Origin of the sequence: Thiocapsa sp., from assembly GCF_011390875.1 — a bacterium.
Lineage (GTDB): Bacteria > Pseudomonadota > Gammaproteobacteria > Chromatiales > Chromatiaceae > Thiocapsa.
This window is the reverse complement of the sequence record NZ_JAABRP010000352.1, coordinates 1-3,183: the sequence shown is the minus strand read 5'-3', so window position 1 is coordinate 3,183 and position 3,183 is coordinate 1. Positions and strand designations below refer to the sequence as shown.

Genomic DNA, 3,183 nt, shown 5'->3' with positions numbered 1-3,183 from the left:
CTCGCTGAGCCAGATTCCCTACGAGCCAGATTCCCTACGAGCCAGATTCCCTAAGAAGAGGCGCTCCACGAGCAGATCACGCTCCCGCACCGGGTCTTCAATCCCAACGATGAGCGCGAGCCGCATCGGTCCTCGGCAGCCCTTCTCGCTAGAGCATGCGAGCCGATGCTGGTACGCTCGGCGATCCGCTTGATCGATGACTGGTTCTCCGTCATGTGCGAAGCAAGGCAGCCGCGCTTCCCGATGCGTACTCGTGACCCGCTGAAGCAATGCCGGCTCGCGCCCATGGATCCAGCCCCTATCCGTCGGGAGCACGCCGCGAAGGCAAGCGAAGGAGACCTTTCCGCCAAAACGAAGGGATCCGACGTCCTCGCCTCTTCTTCAACCCCCATTTTCCGGTGCCCGACCGGCAGTCTCGACTGTCTCGGCGCCGAACAGCGAGATCATGACGATGGCCAAAACAAATTATGCGTTCGAGAAACGTCAGCGCGACCTGCAGAAAAAGAAGAAGAAGGAGGAGAAGCTGAAGCGCAAGACCGAAAACAACAACACGCAATCCGATGCGGCGGACGTCGAGCAGTCCGAGGGTGATCTGCCGGAGGTAGACGCCGGGCAGAGCTCGACCTGAGTCCCGGTGGTATCGAGCAGGCAACGCCGGCCCCGAACGGCCTCGCGTGCCTGCGCCAATTGAAGCGCTTCATAACACGCGCGATCGACGCGTGACGGACGCTCGGGCAGGGATCGTGAGGCGTGACCAAGACTAGTCTTCGTCACAACCCCCGGTTACACTCGCGCCGCCCAACCAGGACCATCACGGCATGTCACTCCCCTTTAAGGAGCATCTGCTCCGTCATATCGTCACCGACGAGCTGCACGCCCGTACCTTCGAGCCTCTGCGTGCGCCCGAGCGGGTGTCGCACCTCGCCGCGGTTTCCGGCGAGCGCGGGAGCGGTCGCAATGTGGAGCACCTGATGCGTCTGCTGGCGCACTACGGGCTGCCGATCCCGGAGACGGTCGATCAGCACTACTGGGCCGACCTCGGACCCATGCGTCTGCGTTGGGAGCGCCACACCGAGTTCGTTACCTACACCTTCAGCAAGCAAGGCCCCTTCGAGCACCCGTTCGCCGAGCCGCTGATCGACGATCTGCCGCAGGACTGGCTGCGCGACCTGCCTGGCGAGGTGATCACCGCCACATCGCTGGCCATCGAGCCCTGCGATCTGCCCGAACGTACCAACGGTGAGCTCGTCGCGCTCTTCGACGGCAACCCGGTCATCGGCTCGGAAGTGGTCGGGGGTGCGGGGCGGGCTTGGTCCGACCATAAGATCCATGCCGACGGGTACTCGTGGATCCTCTTGCGCGACTGTGGTCTGTCCGACAATCAGGCCGGGCGACTGGCCAAACGCGTTTTGGAGATCAATGCCTATCGGGCCATGGCACTGCTGGGCTTCCCCCTGGCACGGGGCGTGTCTGCAGCCCTCAGCGACGCCGATCGTCGCTTGGCGATGGTGGCATCGCGCCTGTCGAGTCAAGGCGCGTCCGATCAGCCGGCCTTCGAGAGCGAGCTGCTGGGCGAGCTGACCAGCGTCGCCGCGGATATCGAGGCGGTTTCGGCCCGAACCACCTATCGCTTCGATGCCTCCCGTGCCTATTACGGGATGATCCAACAGCGGCTCGAGCAGCTTCGCCAAAACCGGATCGAGGGCCTGCAGACCCTCTCCGAGTTCCTCGACGCACGCTTAGCCCCTGCGGTCGCGACCTGCGAAGCCACCCAACGCCGCCAGCACGACCTGGCGGAGCGCGCGGCCCGCATCACCAGCCTCTTGCGCGCCCGTGTGGATGTCGCGCTGCAGGAGCAGAACCGGCGGCTGCTGGAGTCCATGGATCGCCGCGCACAGCTGCAGGTGCGTCTGCAGGAGACCGTCGAAGGGCTCTCCGTCATCGCGATCGGTTACTACGGCGTCGGCCTCATCGGATACGCACTTAAAGGTCTGGAAAGCGGCGGAATCCCGATCGATGCGGGCTTGTGGATGGGAATCGCACTCCCCTTCGTGATCGGGTTCGCCTGGTTCGGTCTCAGACGGATCAAGCGGCGCCTTGCCGTGTCGGAGTGATCCCGACTGCACGACCCGCGCTCGCTGTCTCGTTGCTTAAACCGCGTCCAGAGTGAAATCCGTCATTTTTATGGTGTGTCGAGCTCAATGCTTTTTTCAGACCTTTTTGGAGACGCGGTTTAAGGATCCGTGCGCTTGAACCAACCGCGCTTGCCGACATCGGGCGTGGTCCGCCCCTGCAACCGCTTGGCGAGTGCTAAACGGCGCGCGTCGTCCTCGTCTTCGACCAGCGGCTCGAGACTTGCGATCAGAGCGTCCGCGGCAGCCTGATCCCCGCGCGCCCGACTCAGCATCGCCAGTGCGCCGTAGAGCACGAAGATGTCCTGCACGTGCAGGCTCGCCCGCTCGTAGAGCCCCGCCAGCAGACGTTCGGCCTCGTCGAGCTCGCCGGCCTCGATCAGCATGACGGCCAGGTTGCAGCGCGGGAAGATGTAGTCGGGAAAACGGGCGACGACATCACGAAGCAGATCCAACGCCTCTTGAGGGCGACCTTGAGCGCCGCGGATCGCGGCGAGGTTGCCGAGTGCGACCCGATGCCCGGGGGCGTGCTCGAGAATCCGGGTCAACAGGATCTCCGCGCCCTCATAGTCCCTCTCGTTGAAACGGTCGATTGACCGTTGGAGAAGCATCTCGAGATCCTTTGGAAGACTGCTCGGCTCGGGCTCGCGTCTGATCTCGGTACTGACCAATTTGACCGGCGTCACGCGCTCGCCGTCCCAGATTTCGAGCGGCTCGCCGCGCGGCAGCAAACCCTTTTCGTGGAGCAGGCGCAGGAGCCCGAGGCGCGTCTGCTTGGTTCCGATCGGCAGGCGCGCAAATCGTTTCAGACGCTCGGCCGCATCCGGATCGCCCCGCTCGGCGCGATATTGGAGGATGAAGGCGACCAGACCGCGCAGGCCGTCGTCGCCGCCGACGTAGAGTGCATCGAGGAAGTCATTGGATGCCGTCACCTTCCCGAGGTGCGAAAAGGCGTCGTTCCCGGCATCACGCATCCGGTTCAGCCAGGTTAGCGGCAACGCTTGTCCGAGACCGAATACCGGCGGATACGCCAAGGCATCGCCCGCGGCGT

General features: G+C 64.0%; 3 protein-coding genes and 1 pseudogene. 3 read left to right on the top strand and 1 reads right to left on the bottom strand.

What is annotated here, in order from left to right; genetic code table 11:
* Nucleotides 1-75 precede the first annotated feature (75 nt).
* From GPT33_RS18955 to GPT33_RS18270, 3 genes and pseudogenes are all read left to right on the top strand, one after another.
* Nucleotides 76-312: pseudogene (locus tag GPT33_RS18955) on the top strand (hypothetical protein); the annotation flags it as partial.
* Between the two features lie 139 nt (nt 313-451).
* Complete coding sequence (locus tag GPT33_RS18275; protein ID WP_296811938.1) at nt 452-628, top strand: hypothetical protein; 177 nt, start codon at nt 452-454, stop codon at nt 626-628.
* Nucleotides 629-818: 190 nt separating this feature from the next.
* On the top strand, nt 819-2,114 hold the full coding sequence (locus tag GPT33_RS18270) for a DUF3422 domain-containing protein (protein ID WP_296811935.1): 1,296 nt from the start codon (nt 819-821) through the stop codon (nt 2,112-2,114).
* A 119-nt stretch (nt 2,115-2,233) separates the two neighbouring features.
* Here the strand turns inward: GPT33_RS18270 and GPT33_RS18265 are convergent.
* Nucleotides 2,234-3,183, bottom strand: a 950-nt coding sequence (locus GPT33_RS18265; protein WP_296811933.1) for a tetratricopeptide repeat protein, incomplete at its 5' end; no start/stop codon positions are given.

Bases quoted from the DNA above. Each gene is read 5' to 3' on its own strand.
- GPT33_RS18275 (WP_296811938.1), top strand. From the start codon at position 452: ATGGCCAAAACAAATTATGCGTTCGAGAAACGTCAGCGCGACCTGCAG.
- GPT33_RS18270 (WP_296811935.1), top strand. From the start codon at position 819: ATGTCACTCCCCTTTAAGGAGCATCTGCTCCGTCATATCGTCACCGAC.